A 15,732-nucleotide genomic window follows, 5' to 3' on the forward strand; every position below is an offset into this window, starting at 1 on the left:
GTGGGTGTTGAAGTCTGAGGCGTATTGAAGTGGCTCAGCGGCCGCCGAAAGTCGTTTCGCCAAATAGCGCCTTCTGCGTCGAAGGCTGCGAGCGCCAGTATTGCGGCGGCGCCTGCACGGTGCCGCCGAGCTGTGCCGCCGCGTGCCATGGCCAACGCGGATCGTAGAGAATGCCACGTGCAATGGCGACCAGATCGGCCTTGCCAGAGGCCACGATGTCCTCGGCCTGCTGCGCTTCGGTGATCAAACCCACCGCAATCGTCGGCAATCCCGTGGCCGCTTTCACGGCTTCGGCGAACGGCACCTGATAACCCGGCCCGAGCGTGATCTTCTGCTGCGGCGAGACACCGCCGGACGAGACATCCATCCAGTCGACGCCGCGCTTCTTCAACTCATTGGCGAAGACGATGGTCTGCTCGATATCCCAGCCGCCCTCGACCCAATCCGAGGCCGAGACGCGCATGCCGACCGGTTTGCCTGCCGGAAATGCTGCACGCACGGCGTCGAATACTTCGAGCGGGAAGCGGATCCGGTTCTCCAGGGAGCCGCCGTAATTGTCCGTGCGCTGGTTGGAAATCGGCGACAGGAATTCGTGCAGCAGATAGCCATGTGCACCGTGAATTTCGAGCGCATCAATACCGAGCCGCTCGGCACGCTTCGCCGTCGCCACGAAGGCATCGCGAATACGCTTGAGACCGGCGGCATCTATCTCCTGCGGCGCCAGCTCGCCGGGTTTCTGCGGAATCGCCGACGGCGCCTGGGCAACCCAGCCGCCCTTGTCGAGCGGCACCTGCTGGCCGCCATCCCATGGGGCGTGGCTCGACGCCTTGCGGCCTGCATGGGCGACCTGCATGGCAACGGCAATGTTCGAATGTTTGCGGATCGCCGCCAGCACCGGCTTCAACGCAGCCTCGGTGGCGTCGTTATAGAGGCCGAGATCGCCAGGGGTGATTCGGCCGATGGCTTCCACGGCGGTCGCTTCGATCACCAGCATGGCGGCGCCGGACAGCGCCATGTTGCCGAGATGGATCATGTGCCAATCGGTGGCGCGCCCGTCCTCAGCGGAATACTGGCACATCGGCGCAATGACGATGCGATTGGGCAGGGTGAGGTCACGCAGCTTGAAGGGGGAAAACAGGGTGCTCATGCAAATTCCAGGGTGGGAGGACCGAATTGCCATGCGCGGGAACGCCGGCCTGCCTGTCCGAGATTGGAACTCGGGGCGCAAAACACAAGATGCCCGCCAAAAGCGACCTCGGCATTGTGCAAAGACGACGGCTTTCGACAAACACTTTCTTGAAAAGCAAAAGGCACCCCGGTTGCCCGGAGCGCCTCTCGATCTCGTTCATTCTGCGCCGCAGCGCCTATAACTTAGTACGGGCAGACGACCCGGCCCCAGCGACGGCTGAAATAGCAGCCCGGCGCCACAAAGCGCGGCCCACCATAGAAGCCATAGCCACGACCGCGGCCCCAGCCGCCGCCACGACCCCAGCCACCACCGCGGCCACGACCTCCGCCGCCCCAGCCACGACCGCCGCCGCCGCGACCACCACCACGGGCCTCGGCCGAGGTGCTGCTCGTGGTGAGCAACACGGTGGACGCGCCGATCAGACCGACACAGTAGACCGACACAAGCGCCATCGCTGCCAGACAGCGGGTCACGATGTTATGGCGCGTCGTTTTGGTTTGAGCCATTCTTAGGATCTCCCATTCTGCAGAAGCACGGCTTTAGAATGCTTCCGGCCTCGAATCGTTCAGCGAGCAATTCTTGATTCACACGAGTGCTGAAACCAGAATAGTAATATGGCCATCACAAGGCGTGCACGGATCAACGGCGTCAGAATAGGGTCAAGCTCGAACGCCGGTCAAGTTGCCGGCAACGCTGTCATTACGGACGAATACGCACCTTCACTCATCACCTCGCTTTTGACCTTCTGCCGTTCATCTTCTCTTCATATTGCCTCGCACTATGCTGATCGCTGCGCCTCGCAACTGCGAATAGGCGGTCCGTGCCACCCACCGCGTCTGCGTCAGCAGCTCGATCCCATCGTTCGTCCCTTCCCGCGAATTGTCAGAAGCTGATTCATGCCCAAACCCAGCTACATCCTCGGTCTCAACACCTATGATCACGACGTCAGCGCCTGCCTGCTGCGCGACGGCGCACTGGCCTATGCGATCGAGAAGGAGCGAATTACCCGCGAGAAACATGCGACCGGGTTCTACAAGGAAGTGATCGACTATGTTCTCGCGGCGGAAGGCATTACGCTGGACGACGTCGAGCTGGTGGTGAGCAATTGCTACATCCTGCCGGTTCCGGAGATGGAAGATCGCCTGATCTATCAGGACATGCCGGGCTTTCTGCCCGAATATGAACGGCAGGACGCCAGCGTCCATCCCCTGTTCCGGTCGCGTAGCGGCAAGGTCCAAACGATCTCGCATCATCTGGCGCACGCCTATAGCGCGTTTGCCGTCTGCCCCTTCGAAGAGGGGGCGATCATGATCGTCGACGGCGTCGGCAGCTATCGCTCCGATGTGATAGAGGCCTATCCCGGCGACGAGCCAGGCTCGAAGCTCGCCCGGGAATCGGAGAGCTATTACACCTTCAAGGGCACGCAGCTCGATTGCCTGAAGAAATTCTGGATGGAGCCGGATCGCGGCTTTCTCAGCGACGAATTCTACAACATGCCGGGCCTCGGGGCGCTCTACAGCCGGGCCTCGACCTATGTGTTCGGCGACTGGAACAAGTGCGGCGAGCTGATGGGGCTCGCGCCCTATGGTCGTCGCGACCATGTCAAGCCACTGATGGACATCACCGACAACGTGCTCAGCGTACCACGCTGGACCCCCGAATATAACCAGCCCTATATCGCCGATAGCGACGGCAAGTGGGACACCCATCCCTCCATGCGGCATTGGGAAGATCTCGCCTGGCGCGTGCAGGACGACACCGAGAAGGTGCTGCTTGCGCGCGCGCGCTGGCTGCGCGAGACGACCGGCGCGAAGAACCTCTGCATTGCCGGCGGCGTCGCACTGAACTGCGTCGCCAATGGCCGCATCGCCCGCGAAGCCGGTTTCGATAATGTCTGGATCCAGCCCGCCGCCGGCGATAACGGCATCGCCATTGGCTGTGCCTATTACGGCCTGCTCGAGGTACAGAAGCAGCCGCGCTCCTATGTGATGACCCACTCTTACACCGGCCGCGCCTATGCAGATCGCGACATCGAGGCTGCGACGCAACGCACGCTCGTCAAGGCGCAGACCAGTGCGGTGCGCAGCGACAATATCTGCCACGACACCGCCAGGCTGCTCGCCGACCAGAAAGTGATCGGCTGGTTTCAGGGTCGCTCGGAATACGGCCCCCGCGCACTCGGCAATCGCAGCATTATCGCCGATCCGCGCCGGCCGGAGATGAAGGACATCCTCAATTCACGCGTCAAGCATCGCCAGCCGTTCCGACCATTCGCGCCGATTGTGCTCGCTGAGCGCGCCAGGGAGATTTTCGAAGGCGATCAGGATTCGCCGTTTATGCTGATCGCCGCCCCGGTGCGACCCGAATGGCGCGAGAAGATTCCGGCCATCGTGCACATCGATGGAACGGCGCGCATCCAGACCGTCACGGAAGACACCAATCCGGTGCTCTATCGGCTGCTGAAGGAATTCGATGCGCTCACCGGTGTGCCGGTGCTGCTCAACACGTCGTTCAACGTGAAGGGCGAACCGATCGTCGAGACTCCGCGCGACGCCATGGCATGTTTCATCAATACCGGCATCGACCACCTGATCCTGCACGACACGCTGGTGTCGAAGACTTCAGCGCATCGTTTCATTGCCCCGCTGGTGCGGACCTATATGGATATCGCGGGGCTGGTGTCGGCGACCACGAGGTAGAACCTTCGACATTCGCAGGGTGGGCAAAGCGCGCCGTGCCCACCACCATCATCGAATGCGTTGTGGTGGGCACGGCGCAAGAGCGCCCATGCCCACCCCACGGGCCATAATCAAGCCGCCCGCACCGCGTTCAGGAACTTGCTGACCTCATCCTTCAGCCGCGTGCTGTCCGAGGACAGCGATTGCGCTGCAGCGAGAACCTGCGTCGAGGCAGACCCGGTCTCTGTCGCACCACGCTGCACATCAACGATGTTCGACGAGACCTGCATCGTGCCCTGCGCCGCCTGTTGAACGTTGCGAGAAATCTCCTGCGTCGCGGCGCCCTGCTCTTCGACAGCCGAGGCAGTGGTGGACGCGATCTCCGACATTTTGCCGATCGTGGTACCGATCTCGCGGATGGCCGAGACGGAATCGTCGGTCGCGGTCTGGATGCTTGCGATCTGCTGGCTGATCTCGCCCGTCGCCTTCGCGGTCTGCTCGGCGAGCGCCTTCACTTCCGACGCGACGACGGCGAAGCCGCGGCCCGCATCTCCCGCACGCGCCGCCTCGATGGTGGCGTTGAGCGCCAGCAGGTTTGTCTGCCCCGCAATGGTGTTGATCAGTTCGACCACAGCGCCGATCCGACCGGCGGCCTTCGACAGTTCGCCGACGCGATCGTTGGTCTTCTGCGCCTGATCCACCGCCTCATTGGCAATACGAGCGGATTCCTGCACCTGACGGCCGATTTCGCCGACCGACGACGCCATCTCTTCGGTGGCTGCGCATTCTTTACCTGTTCGCGAACAGCGTGACATTGTCCTGATCGCGGCCGGCAAAGAACCGCCAATTCGCCATCTGAACCAGCAGGGCTTCTGATTGCAGCGTCGTCGCCCCCTGCGCAAATGGCGAACTGCGGGTCGAGAGCACCAGCTTCTTCAGGTCAGCCTGAAGCTTTTCACCTTCGGTAAGCAGCGCCTTGCGGCTATCGACCATCTCCTTGACGGTATTGCCGATGACGCATCCGGGCTGTTTGATAGTACTGTCTTGGTCGTCAGGCGAACGCGCGCAGTCGCGTGATAATCCTGGTCTATGCCGCGCGAACCGAATCTAGAAATTTACCGACCTCGCGCTTCAACCGCGCGCTTTCGCCGGACAGCGACTGAGCCGCGGACAGGACCTGCGTCGAGGCCGACCCGGTCTCGCTCGCGCCGCGCTGCACATCGGTAATGTTCGACGTCACTTGCATCGTCCCTTGCGCCGCCTGTTGCACGTTGCGGGAGATTTCCTGCGTGGCCGCGCCCTGCTGCTCGACGGCGGATGCGATGGTCGAGGCTATCTCGGACATGCGACCGATGGTGTCACCAATCTCCTTGATGGCGCCGACGGATTCCTGGGTCGCCGCCTGGATACCGTTGATCTGATGGCTGATGTCGCCGGTCGCCTTGGCCGTCTGTTCGGCCAGCGCTTTCACTTCCGATGCGACGACTGCGAAGCCGCGGCCGGCATCGCCGGCACGCGCTGCCTCGATGGTGGCGTTGAGCGCCAGCAGGTTGGTCTGACCGGCAATGGTGTTGATCAGCTCGACCACGTCGCCGATCCGGGCCGCTGCCTTGGCGAGTTCTGCCACACGATCATTGGTCTTGCGCGCCTGCGCAACGGCGGAGTTGGCGATATTCGCTGACTCCTGCACCTGCCGGCTGATCTCGTTCACCGAAGACGACATCTCCTCAGTCGAAGACGCCACCGCCTGCACATTGGTCGACGCCTCGTCGGAGGCCGCAGCTACCATGGCGGTGAGCTGTCGGGATTGTTCCGCAGTCGCGGTCAGAGCACCGGCCGACTCCTCGAGCTGGCTCGAGGCCGATGACACATTCTCGACGATGCTGCCGACAGCGCCCTCGAAATCGTCCGCGAGACGGATCATGTCCCTGCGGCGCTGGATCGCGGCCTGCTGATCCTGTGTCAGTTTGGCTTCGGCTTCCGCCTGAGCTTTCTCCTCCGCTTTCACCTTGAAGGTCTCGACCGCCCGCGCCATGTCGCCGACTTCGTCCTTGCGGGCTAGACCAGGCAATACCACGCTAAAATCGCCGTCCGCGAGGCGCTTCATGCCTGCCGTCAGGCCCGACAACGGACCGATGATGCCACGCGCGATCAGGAAGGCGATTGCGAGACCGACCAGGGTGGCAACGCCGGCCACGATCTGCTGCAGCATGCTCGTCGTCGACACGCGGTCGCTGGTCGCGGCAACGGTTTGCGACTGCATCTGCTGGATGCCCGACTTGATGGTCTCGACCTTACCGATCGCCTCCACGATGCTCGGGCCGATCGACTTGTTGAAGATACTATCCGCGGTCTGCAGGCTGACGGCCGCTTTCTCGAATTGGGCGGCGTAGTTCTTCAGGTTGCTGCGGATGGTGCCGAACAACGCAGTGAGCGTCGGCGGCATCTGCATCTTCTCCATCTCGCCAATCTGCTGCTCGGCAATCCGGACCTGATCCTTGAAGGATTCGATATGCTTTTCGTCACGGCTGACGAAGAAGCGCCAATTCGCGATCTGAACCATCAGCGTGTCGGATTCGAGCTTGGTCGAACCCTGGCCATACATGGTGTTGCGCGTGCTGATCACCAGCTTGCGCAGGCTGGATGACAGCTTGTCACCGGCCTCCTGCAGCACTTCCCGGCCGGCGACCACCTGTTTGATCGCATCGCCGAACGCCTGGCGCTGCGCCTTCACATCGGCCACATCCTTCTCGATGGTGCGATAGGCTGCGCGGCGTTCTTCGGAACGGCTGCTCTTGATCACCGTGTCCAGGCTGGCGGTGATGCCGGCCAGACGCTTGTCCGCATCCACAAGCCCCGCTTCATCCTGATCGAAGGAATAGCGCAGGACAGCACTGCGGATCGCATGCAGTTCGGAGGCGATCTCCGAGGCCCGAATCGTGTTGGACGACAGGATGCTCAGAGAAGCGACCTGCGTTCCAACTTCCGTCATCTGCCAGACGGCAAAGCCCGAACTGGCGAGACCGAACAGGACCAGCGCACCGAACCCACCATAGAGGCGACCACGGATACGGAGATTGAGCAGCGACATTATTGGCTTCCTAGGTAGGTTTAATCTGGTCTCGGCGGCGGGCGCCGTCTTCGTTACTGCTTCCCCCATTGGGAGAAGCATGAATTTATGCAGCCCGGACGGAGTCCAGGAACTTGCCGACTTCGAGTTTGAGCCGCGCGCTTTCGCCGGACAACGATTGCGCGGCGGACAGCACCTGCGTCGAGGCCGACCCGGTCTCGCTGGCGCCGCGCTGCACATCGGTAATGTTCGACGTCACTTGCATCGTCCCTTGCGCCGCCTGTTGCACGTTGCGGGAGATTTCCTGCGTGGCCGCGCCCTGCTGCTCGACGGCGGATGCGATGGTCGAGGCTATCTCGGACATGCGACCGATGGTGTCACCAATCTCCTTGATGGCGCCGACGGATTCCTGGGTCGCCGCCTGGATACCGTTGATCTGATGGCTGATGTCGCCGGTCGCCTTGGCCGTCTGTTCGGCCAGCGCTTTCACTTCCGATGCGACGACTGCGAAGCCGCGGCCGGCATCGCCGGCACGCGCTGCCTCGATGGTGGCGTTGAGCGCCAGCAGGTTGGTCTGACCGGCAATGGTGTTGATCAGCTCGACCACGTCGCCGATCCGGGCCGCTGCCTTGGCGAGTTCTGCCACACGATCATTGGTCTTGCGCGCCTGCGCAACGGCGGAGTTGGCGATATTCGCTGACTCCTGCACCTGCCGGCTGATCTCGTTCACCGAAGACGACATCTCCTCAGTCGAAGACGCCACCGCCTGCACATTGGTCGACGCCTCGTCCGATGCGGCAGCCACGGTGGCCGTCAGTTCCTTTGCCTGTTCGGCCGTCGCCATCAGCGCGCCCGCGGATTCCTCGAGTTGAGTCGATGCTGACGAGACATTGTTCACGATGTTGCCGACAGCGCGTTCGAATGTATCGGCGAGATCAACCATTTCACGCTTGCGCGACGCCGCAGCAAGACTGTCCTGATCGACGCGCGCCGCCGCCTCGTCGCGCGCCTTCTGTTCGGCATTGGCGCGAATGACCGTAACGGTCTTGGCAATATCGCCGATTTCGTCGCCGCGCCCGGCGCCGGGAATGACGACATCGAGATCGCCAGCCGCCATCTTGCCCATGGCACCGTTCAGACGCGTCATCGGCCGCGCGACGCCGACGAAGGAGAACACCATGGTGCAGATCAGCACCAGCACGACTGCCAGTCCGAGCGCGAGATTGACCTGGCCGGAGCGTGCCATTTCATCGGCAGCCTGCGCCCGGGCCTCTCCAACCGCAGCCTTGGCCGATGATACCGATTCCGCGGCCAGCTGGGACGCCGCCGCAGCAGTGGGGGTGATCCTGGTGCGAACGATATCGGTCTTCTGGTCGTTGTTGCTGATCGCTTCATCGGTGGCCGTCATGAACTTCTTCATGTCGGTACCGAGCTGGATCAAGCCGTTCTGCACGAGTTCGCTGTCCTCGAACACGCTGGCCTTGGCCAGTGCGTCGGTCAGCACCTTGGCCCGGGTGATAATCTGGCCCTTCTGCGTAACTTCATTCATCGAGGCGTAGCGCCATGCGGCGGCCTGCACGGCATTGATGGCATTGTCCGCGATCTTGAGCTGTCCATCGACTTCGGGCCAGTTCGTCGCCTCCGTGACAGCGGTGGTAAGGCGCATCTGGTCGAGATGGCGGTTCCAGTCGATCACTGCGACATTCCGGTTGCGATAAAGCTCGAGGAGTTTCTTCTGCAGACCGGCGATCTCGTCGGCAGCGGCGACATAGGTCGATGTCAGCGCCTTGATCTTCGCGAAATTGTCCTTGTATTCCGGCCTGGTCGCCAGCGCGGACGCGGCATCAATGATGCGGTCCTGCGCGGCCTTGGCGGCCCTGATCGCGGCAGCGTTCTTGTCGATTTCCGGCGTGGTGATGGCCATGCGCAGGGCCTGACTGGCGAGGCGCATGCCGCGCATCTGGCCCTCGGCCTCCAGCGCGCTGTCGGCGATCTTCTGCTGCACATCTGCCAGCCGATTGACCTCGGAGATCGCGGTCTCGGTTCTCATCTGGTTCACCACGACGCCCACCGAGAGCAAGATGCCAACGAGACCGGCAAGACCCAATTTGTTGCCGACGCTGTTGAACTTGATCATGCGATGCACTTTCCAGGGAAGGGTCAAGGCAGGACGCGCGCAAGCATGGCTCGCGCAGTCTGACTCGAGTCGTTGGAAGACGATCAGAGAAGTATGAGGGCAGAAACCGAGAGCCTGGCAACACGAGTTGTCCGTGAGGACAAAGACCCGATCGCTCCGGTGGAGTTCAATCAGCGGACCAACAGGCCCTCGCCCTCACGGTTGAAGGATACCACTTCATTTCTGACACATTCGTTAATTGCCCCGTCACACAGCATTCAAGAACCTGCATAAACTTGAGGCACTTGTGCGACGCTGCATGCGTCAGTGCGAGAGGATCTTCGACAGGAAGTGCTGCGCCCGATCGCTGCGCGGATGGCCGAAGAAGTCTTCCTTCTGCGCGTCTTCGACGATCTCGCCGGCATCCATGAAGATGACGCGATTGGCGACCTTCTTGGCGAAGCCCATTTCGTGGGTCACGACCATCATGGTCATGCCTTCCTTGGCGAGTTCGACCATGACGTCGAGCACCTCGTTGATCATTTCGGGATCGAGCGCCGAGGTCGGCTCGTCGAACAGCATGCAGATCGGGTCCATCACCAGCGCGCGCGCGATGGCGACGCGCTGCTGCTGGCCGCCGGAGAGCTGGCCGGGATATTTCTGCGCATGCGCCGTCAGGCCGACGCGTTCCAGCATCTTCATGGCCTTGGCTTTCGCTGCATCTTCAGAGCGACCGAGCACGATGGTCTGGCCGAGACACAGGTTCTCGACGATCTTCAAATGCGGAAACAGTTCAAAGTGCTGAAACACCATGCCGACGCGCGAGCGCAGCTTCGGCAGATCCTTCTTCATCGTCGTGACGTTCAGCCCGTCCACCATGATGGTGCCCTCCTGCACGGGCTCGAGCGCATTCACGGTCTTGATCAGCGTCGACTTCCCCGAACCCGACGGACCGCAGACGACCACGACCTCGCCCTTTTCGACACTCGTCGTGCAGCTCTTCAGCACCTGGAACTGCGGATTGTACCACTTGCTGACTTTCTCGATGGTGATCATGGGCATGATGAGCGACCGACAGTTGGAGACAAAGACTGAAAGTGAAGTGACTAGCGGATGATGCTGATGCGCTTCTGCAAGCGCTTCACAAAGAACGAGGCAGTGAAGCAGATCAGGAAGTAGACGAGCGCCGCGAACAGATACATTTCTGTGAGACGACCGTCGCGCTGCGCGACCTTGGACGCTGCGCCCAGAAAATCCGTGATCGACAGCACATAGACCAGCGATGTGTCCTGGAACAGCACGATGGTCTGGGTGAAGATCACCGGCAGCATGTTGCGGAACGCTTGCGGCAGCACGACGCGGCGCATCACCTCGCGATAGTTGAGCCCGATGGCGTAGCCCGCCATCACCTGCCCCCGCGGAACCGACTGGATACCGGCGCGCATGATCTCCGAGAAGTAGGCCGCTTCGAACAGCGTGAAGGTGACGATGGTCGAGGCATAGGCCCCGACCTGCACCGGCTGATCGGATCGGATGATCCACTGCCCGACATAGGGCATCAGGAAGTAGAACAGGAAGATCACCAGCACGAGTGGCAGCGAGCGCATCAGATTGACATAGCTCACGGCGAAGCCCGACAGCACGGCACTGGACGACAGCCGCATCATCGCGATCAAGGTGCCTAGGATAAGACCGAAGAAGGTTGCTATCGCCGTCAGCGTGAGGGTGAACGCCATGCCCTGCTGAAACAGGTAGGGCAGGCTGCGCCAGATGACGTCGTAATCGAAATTGCTGAACATCGCTTATTTCCCCCCATTGAAGCCGGGGATCGCCAGGCGCTTTTCGATGATGCGCATTCCGATCGTCACGACGGCACTGAGGACGAGATAGATCGCAGCGGCAGCCGAGAAGGCCTCAAACACCTGGAACGAGAATTCCTGCATGGACCGCGCCCGTGCCGTCAGTTCGAGCACGCCGATGGTCAGCGCCGGCGCCGTGTTCTTGATGGTGTTGAGGAATTCAGAGGTCAGCGGCGGGAAGATGATGCGATAGGCCAGCGGCAGCAGGATGTAGCGATAGGTCTGCCAGGTGGTGAGCCCGATCGCCGTGCCCGCCATGCGCTGGCCTTTCGGCAGTGCATTGATGCCGGCGGTGATCTGCGCGGCGACACGCGATGACATATAGAAGCCAAGCCCAAGCATCGCGGCAATGAACGGCCCGTTGCGCAGCTGCTTGATCCAGATTCCGAGATCGCCGGGCAGCAATTCGGGAACGACGAAGAACCAGATGAATAGCTGTACCAGCAGCGGAATGTTGCGGAACATCTCGATATAGGCATTGCCGACAAACACCGCCCAGCGCGCAGGCAGCGTACGCATGATGCCGATCAGAGAGCCCATCACAAAAGCGATGAACCAGGCGCTGAGTGCGAGCAGGATGGTGACCTCAAGGCCGCTCATCAGCGAGCCGAAATAGGTTCCCGTCGCATCAGGCGTCTGGTCCCAGAAGATCCCCCAATTCCAGTTATAGTTCACGCCTTCACCCCCACGCGCCGTCCCACGCGAAAACCAGACAACTTCCGGCAAAAACCCATGCAATGGCCGGGCCATTGCTTCTTGCCTCTCCCCGCAGGCGGGGAGAGGCAAGCAAGAGTTAATTGGCGGTGTAGGCGTCCGGATCCGGCGAATCCGACGGGCTGGCGAACGCCTTCTTCTGTTCGGCGCCCATCGGAACGTTCAGATTGAGGCCCTTCGGCGGGATCTTCTGCATGAACCACTTGTCATAGATCTTGGCGCCTTCCGGGCTCTTGTAGAGCTCGGCAGTGGCGGCATCGACGACCTTCTTGAACGGGGCATCGTCCTTGCGCAGCATGATGCCGTAAGGCTCAGGCTTGGAGAATGCATCCTTGGAGATCACATAGGCGCTCGGATCGCGCGCACCGGCGGCAAGGCTGGCGAGCAGGATATCATCCATTACGAAGGCTACGGCGCGGTCGGTCTCGACCATCAGGAACGCTTCGGCGTGGTCCTTGGCGGGAATGATGTTGATGCCGAGATGGCGGGCGGCATTGACCTCGGTGAGCTGCTTGATGTTGGTGGTGCCGGACGTCGAAACCACCGACTTGCCCTTCAGATCGTCGATCTTATCGAGCTTGCTGGCCTTCTTCGAAACGAAGCGGCTGGCGGTCAGGAAGTGCGTATTGGTGAAGGACACCTGCTTCTGACGATCGGCATTGTTGGTGGTCGAGCCGCATTCGAGATCGACGGTGCCGTTGGCAATCAGCGGAATACGGGTGGCCGAGGTGACCGGGTTCAGCTTGATCTCGATCTTGTCGTTCTTCAGCTCTTTCTTCACCGCATCGACGATCTTGTAGCAGATGTCCATGGCGAAGCCGACGGGCTTCTGATTGTCGTCGAGATAAGAGAACGGCACCGAAGAATCGCGGAAGCCGATGGTGATGGCGCCGGTGTCCTTGATCTTCTTGAGCGTGCCGGTGAGCTCCTGAGCGCCCGCCTGCGTCGTGCAGACCGCCGCGGCGATCATGGTTCCCAACAGAAAAATTCGTTTCATAGTCCCTCTCCTCAACACAGTCCGATCTCACGCCGAACGACTCTCTTTCCGAGCGCCCTGGCGCGACCGCCCGGGATGCTTGCACAATCGGGGCCAAAACGGAATTGCCCGATCGGACGACAACAGTTTGTTCTGAGCTCCCGTTCCCCGTACAACCCGGTCATGAGCAACGCCCTGCACGCACTTTGTGACGCAGGCGCCGCGGGCGCCACGGAAAAGATTGATGATATCAGCCATCCCCGCCTGGTAATCGCTGCCACGATCCTGGCCTCCAGCCTGGCCTTCATCGACGGATCCGTGGTGAATGTCGGACTTCCTGCCATTGCAGCGAGTTTTCAGGCCGATGCCGGCGACCTGCAATGGGTGATCAACGCGTATCTATTGCCGCTTAGTTCACTTCTTTTGCTCGGCGGTGCAGCAGGCGACCGCTTCGGTCGCCGCAGACTTCTGATCTGGGGCGTTGGCCTGTTTGCGCTGGCCTCGTTGGCCTGCGCTGTGGCGCCCAGCCTGCGCTTGCTGTTGGCCGCGCGTTTTCTGCAGGGTGTCAGCGCGGCGATGCTGATGCCGAACAGTCTGGCGATCCTCGGCCAGACATTTTCCGGCGAAGCCAAGGGGCGCGCCATCGGCATCTGGGCTGCCAGCGGTGCCGCAGCGGGCGCGCTCGGCCCGGTGCTGGGTGGATGGCTGATCGACATCGGCAGCTGGCATCTCATCTTTCTCATCAATGTGCCGATCGCCCTGGCAGCGATGGCGCTTGCCGGCCTGGGCATCCCCCGCGATCGACACGACGGCGATGAACCGCTCGACAGTTTCGGTGCCATCCTCGCGACTGCGGGACTTGGACTGACCACCTGGAGCCTGACCGAAGCGACGTCACATGATTGGGCGGGTTTCACGCCTGTCGTGCTTGCGGCAGGCCTCCTGCTCTTGCTCGTGTTCGTGTGGGTCGAAGGCCGCAAAGGTGAACGCGCGATGATGCCGCTTGCACTGTTCGGGTCCGCCAGCTTCGTCGGCCTGACACTGCTGACATTCTTGTTGTACGGCGCACTCGGCGGGCTGTTCGTCCTGATACCTTATCTCCTGATCGAAGCCGCCGGCTACACGGCGACACAGGCCGGTGCCGCGCTGCTGCCCTTGCCACTTGTCATCTCTTTGATATCACCGTTCGCCGGTTCGCTAGCTGCCAGAACCGGCCCACGGATCATGCTGACGCTGGGACCGGTGATTGTCGCGACGGGTTTTCTGCTCGCGCTCCGCATCGGTTCCGACACCAGCTACTGGACCGGCGTTCTCCCCGCCATGATCGTCATCGCCATTGGCATGGCCGGCGCCGTTGCACCTCTGACCACGGCCGTACTGATGTCAGTCGATGCGCGTCACACGGGGTCTGCCTCCGGTTTCAACAGCGCGGTCGCACGCACTGGAGGCCTTGTGGTCACGGCGCTGATCGGATCGGTCATAGCGGCAAAGGGACCGGCGCTAATTAGCGCATTTGCAGCAGCGGCGATCGGAGGTGCGGCGCTTTGTATCGCAGCAGCGCTCAGCGCATTCCTGCTGATGGCGGCGCGACCGCAATCGTGAGAGACCACGTTACCTGCGAGCGGCTACCGCCTCGCCGAAAGCCTGAAAGAGCGTGCGATTGATCGGATTGATCTGCGGGTCATATTCCGCGTGCCATTGCACACCGAGCGCAAAGCTGGGTGCATCGGCAATGCGGATGGCCTCGATGGTACCGTCCTCGGCAATGCCCTCGATCACCACCCGCTCGCCGGGGACGTCGATACCCTGGCCATGCAGGGAATTCACCGTGATGGTCTCGCGGCCCAACAGGCTGGCAAAGGTGCCGTTACTGGTCAGATGCACTTCGTGGCGATCGGCGAACACGACGGCCGGATCGGGATGGATCTCGCCACTCTCGAGCCTGGGCATACGATGATTGATACGGCCGGGAATCTCGCGGATCTCGGGATGCAGCGAACCGCCGAACGCAACATTCATCTCTTGCAGTCCGCGACAGATGCCAAAGATCGGGACCCCGCGCATGACACAGGCCTCGATCATGGCCAGAGCCACCGCATCGCGGTCATTGTCGTAGGGCTCGTGACGGACATGCGCTTCCATGCCGAAGCGGGTCGGGTGGACGTTGGCCCGCGCGCCGGTGAGCAGGATGCCGTCGACCAGATCGAGCACCTGACCGACATCTGTGATGTCGGGGGTGCCGGCAAACATCATCGGCAAGGCATTGGCCACTTCCGCAACCGCACGAAGGTTGTTTTCTCCGACCGCCTGGACGGAGAACCTGTTCTCAATGCGATACGCGTTGCCGATCACGCCGATTACCGGCCGGGTCTTCGTTGGCATCAGCTTCCGGTCGAAAAGTCCTGAACCATTGAGCTATAGCCGAGTCACGGCGTGAACACGACTGGTTCCGAAACAAAACTGTCACGAAGCATGACATTTGAGAAAGAAACGCCTCTTCGAACCCATAAGGCGTCAATTCAGCGGTTTCGGAGAGGTCAGGCGACGGTTTTAGATGGTGGGCGCGACAGGGATCGAACCTGTGACCCCTTCCATGTCAAGGAAGTGCTCTCCCGCTGAGCTACGCGCCCTAAGAACCGGTCGTTACGGGTGTGGGGTCTATAACGGGTCAAACCCGGACAAGCAAGGACGCCGGAGGGGCAATCCTTGCCTCATTTGCAGGAAAATCCAAGAAATTCGGCAAGGAAGCCAGCCGCCCTCAGGCCGCCAGCATCTTGTTCACTTCGCTGACCAATTCGCGCAGGTGGACCGGCTTGGCCAGCACCTTGGCGTTTTTCGGCGCTTCGGAGTCCGAATTCAGCGCCACGGCCGCGAAGCCGGTGATGAACATGATCTTGATGTCGGGGTCGAGTTCGCTGGCGCGACGCGCCAGTTCGATCCCATCCATCTCCGGCATCACGATATCCGTCAGAAGCATTTCAAAGGGCTCCTCGCGGAGTCTCTGATAGGCAGACATCCCGTTATCGTGGTGCGACACCTGAAAACCGGCGTTTTCCAACGCCTTCACCAGGAAGCGGCGCATGTCGTTGTCGTCTTCGGCGAGAAGGATTTTGTGCATGGCGGTTGGACG

The 15,732-nt window shown here is 61.4% G+C and carries 13 protein-coding genes, 1 tRNA gene and 1 pseudogene; 2 read left to right on the forward strand and 13 right to left on the reverse strand.

Features of this window, described 5'->3' with window-relative positions; all coding sequences use genetic code 11:
* Window positions 1-34: 34 nt before the first annotated feature.
* The gene (locus ACEK02_RS01880; RefSeq protein ID WP_371420114.1) at window positions 35-1,147 is read right to left on the reverse strand and encodes an NADH:flavin oxidoreductase/NADH oxidase; all 1,113 of its coding nucleotides are present in this window, start codon (window positions 1,145-1,147) and stop codon (window positions 35-37) included.
* Window positions 1,148-1,371: 224 nt separating this feature from the next.
* A complete protein-coding gene (locus ACEK02_RS01885) occupies window positions 1,372-1,695 on the reverse strand; it encodes a hypothetical protein (RefSeq protein ID WP_371420115.1) in 324 nt (107 codons plus the stop codon).
* Window positions 1,696-2,085: 390 nt separating this feature from the next.
* On the opposite strand from ACEK02_RS01885, the gene ACEK02_RS01890 reads away from it, so the two are divergent.
* Window positions 2,086-3,888: a carbamoyltransferase gene (locus ACEK02_RS01890; RefSeq protein ID WP_371420116.1), complete on the forward strand. Its 1,803-nt coding sequence runs from the start codon at window positions 2,086-2,088 to the stop codon at window positions 3,886-3,888.
* Between the two features lie 110 nt (window positions 3,889-3,998).
* Here the strand turns inward: ACEK02_RS01890 and ACEK02_RS01895 are convergent.
* The 8 genes and pseudogenes from ACEK02_RS01895 to ACEK02_RS01930 form a co-directional block, all read right to left on the reverse strand.
* Window positions 3,999-4,649 (reverse strand): annotated as a pseudogene (locus ACEK02_RS01895) (methyl-accepting chemotaxis protein); the annotation flags it as partial.
* A gap of 7 nt (window positions 4,650-4,656) precedes the next feature.
* A complete protein-coding gene (locus tag ACEK02_RS01900) occupies window positions 4,657-4,860 on the reverse strand; it encodes a hypothetical protein (RefSeq protein WP_371420117.1) in 204 nt (67 codons plus the stop codon).
* Between the two features lie 94 nt (window positions 4,861-4,954).
* Window positions 4,955-6,958: a methyl-accepting chemotaxis protein gene (locus tag ACEK02_RS01905; RefSeq protein WP_371420118.1), complete on the reverse strand. Its 2,004-nt coding sequence runs from the start codon at window positions 6,956-6,958 to the stop codon at window positions 4,955-4,957.
* 85 nt (window positions 6,959-7,043) lie between these two features.
* Window positions 7,044-9,074, reverse strand: coding sequence for a methyl-accepting chemotaxis protein (locus ACEK02_RS01910; RefSeq protein ID WP_371420119.1), 2,031 nt, complete (start codon window positions 9,072-9,074; stop codon window positions 7,044-7,046).
* A 303-nt stretch (window positions 9,075-9,377) separates the two neighbouring features.
* Window positions 9,378-10,109 carry an amino acid ABC transporter ATP-binding protein gene (locus tag ACEK02_RS01915; protein ID WP_371420210.1) on the reverse strand — a complete coding sequence of 244 codons (732 nt, stop codon included), beginning with the start codon at window positions 10,107-10,109 and terminating at the stop codon, window positions 9,378-9,380.
* Between the two features lie 50 nt (window positions 10,110-10,159).
* Window positions 10,160-10,852 (reverse strand): amino acid ABC transporter permease, encoded by a 693-nt coding sequence (locus ACEK02_RS01920; protein WP_371420120.1) that lies wholly within the window; start codon window positions 10,850-10,852, stop codon window positions 10,160-10,162.
* Window positions 10,853-10,855: 3 nt separating this feature from the next.
* Window positions 10,856-11,587: an amino acid ABC transporter permease gene (locus ACEK02_RS01925; protein ID WP_371420211.1), complete on the reverse strand. Its 732-nt coding sequence runs from the start codon at window positions 11,585-11,587 to the stop codon at window positions 10,856-10,858.
* A gap of 118 nt (window positions 11,588-11,705) precedes the next feature.
* A complete protein-coding gene (locus ACEK02_RS01930; RefSeq protein ID WP_371420121.1) occupies window positions 11,706-12,623 on the reverse strand; it encodes an amino acid ABC transporter substrate-binding protein in 918 nt (305 codons plus the stop codon).
* 162 nt (window positions 12,624-12,785) lie between these two features.
* Between ACEK02_RS01930 and ACEK02_RS01935 the strand changes: the two genes are divergently transcribed.
* On the forward strand, window positions 12,786-14,204 hold the full coding sequence (locus ACEK02_RS01935) for an MFS transporter (protein ID WP_371420122.1): 1,419 nt from the start codon (window positions 12,786-12,788) through the stop codon (window positions 14,202-14,204).
* A gap of 9 nt (window positions 14,205-14,213) precedes the next feature.
* Here ACEK02_RS01935 and ACEK02_RS01940 read toward each other — a convergent pair whose 3' ends face one another.
* From ACEK02_RS01940 to cpdR, 3 genes are all read right to left on the reverse strand, one after another.
* A complete protein-coding gene (locus ACEK02_RS01940; RefSeq protein ID WP_371420123.1) occupies window positions 14,214-14,984 on the reverse strand; it encodes a gamma-glutamyl-gamma-aminobutyrate hydrolase family protein in 771 nt (256 codons plus the stop codon).
* Between the two features lie 173 nt (window positions 14,985-15,157).
* Window positions 15,158-15,232: transfer RNA gene (locus ACEK02_RS01945), tRNA-Val, on the reverse strand.
* 128 nt (window positions 15,233-15,360) lie between these two features.
* Window positions 15,361-15,720: a cell cycle two-component system response regulator CpdR gene (gene cpdR / locus ACEK02_RS01950; RefSeq protein WP_092145876.1), complete on the reverse strand. Its 360-nt coding sequence runs from the start codon at window positions 15,718-15,720 to the stop codon at window positions 15,361-15,363.
* Window positions 15,721-15,732: the final 12 nt, after the last annotated feature.

The organism is Tardiphaga sp., assembly GCF_041424195.1.
GTDB lineage: Bacteria > Pseudomonadota > Alphaproteobacteria > Rhizobiales > Xanthobacteraceae > Tardiphaga.

Bases quoted from the DNA above. Each gene is read 5' to 3' on its own strand.
- ACEK02_RS01880 (WP_371420114.1), bottom strand. From the start codon at position 1,147: ATGAGCACCCTGTTTTCCCCCTTCAAGCTGCGTGACCTCACCCTGCCC.
- ACEK02_RS01885 (WP_371420115.1), bottom strand. From the start codon at position 1,695: ATGGCTCAAACCAAAACGACGCGCCATAACATCGTGACCCGCTGTCTG.
- ACEK02_RS01890 (WP_371420116.1), top strand. From the start codon at position 2,086: ATGCCCAAACCCAGCTACATCCTCGGTCTCAACACCTATGATCACGAC.
- ACEK02_RS01900 (WP_371420117.1), bottom strand. From the start codon at position 4,860: ATGGTCGATAGCCGCAAGGCGCTGCTTACCGAAGGTGAAAAGCTTCAG.
- ACEK02_RS01905 (WP_371420118.1), bottom strand. From the start codon at position 6,958: ATGTCGCTGCTCAATCTCCGTATCCGTGGTCGCCTCTATGGTGGGTTC.
- ACEK02_RS01910 (WP_371420119.1), bottom strand. From the start codon at position 9,074: ATGATCAAGTTCAACAGCGTCGGCAACAAATTGGGTCTTGCCGGTCTC.
- ACEK02_RS01915 (WP_371420210.1), bottom strand. From the start codon at position 10,109: ATGATCACCATCGAGAAAGTCAGCAAGTGGTACAATCCGCAGTTCCAG.
- ACEK02_RS01920 (WP_371420120.1), bottom strand. From the start codon at position 10,852: ATGTTCAGCAATTTCGATTACGACGTCATCTGGCGCAGCCTGCCCTAC.
- ACEK02_RS01930 (WP_371420121.1), bottom strand. From the start codon at position 12,623: ATGAAACGAATTTTTCTGTTGGGAACCATGATCGCCGCGGCGGTCTGC.
- ACEK02_RS01935 (WP_371420122.1), top strand. From the start codon at position 12,786: ATGAGCAACGCCCTGCACGCACTTTGTGACGCAGGCGCCGCGGGCGCC.
- ACEK02_RS01940 (WP_371420123.1), bottom strand. From the start codon at position 14,984: ATGCCAACGAAGACCCGGCCGGTAATCGGCGTGATCGGCAACGCGTAT.
- cpdR (WP_092145876.1), bottom strand. From the start codon at position 15,720: ATGCACAAAATCCTTCTCGCCGAAGACGACAACGACATGCGCCGCTTC.